The 278-nt window shown below is 43.9% G+C and carries 1 protein-coding gene; it reads right to left on the bottom strand.

The window, feature by feature from the left end:
* Positions 1–278, bottom strand: a 278-nt coding sequence (locus AAEZ22_RS18360; protein WP_352298468.1) for an LPD38 domain-containing protein, incomplete at both ends; no start/stop codon positions are given.

Below are 278 nucleotides of genomic sequence, written 5' to 3' on the forward strand. Positions count from 1 at the left end.
GCTATAACCTTTGATTAGATGCTCAATCTTTTTAGGTGATACATTAAACGTTTTGCCAATTTCACGCGCCACATCACTGGTATACGCGCTATATCTATCGCCAGGTAATCGGCGTTCATCGCCCATACCCTCGATAGGTGTGTCTTTGAAGAATGACCGGTTAGTCATAACCTCAACCATAGGTAGTGCAACTTGTGGTATTGGGTTAAGTGATAACGTGCTAAATATTGCATGAGCAACAGAGCGACCAAGATCCCCGCTGGTTTGATTTCCTGATC

The organism is Pseudoalteromonas sp. 20-MNA-CIBAN-0454 (assembly GCF_040308685.1).
In the GTDB taxonomy this organism is placed as follows: Bacteria; Pseudomonadota; Gammaproteobacteria; order Enterobacterales; family Alteromonadaceae; genus Pseudoalteromonas; species Pseudoalteromonas nigrifaciens.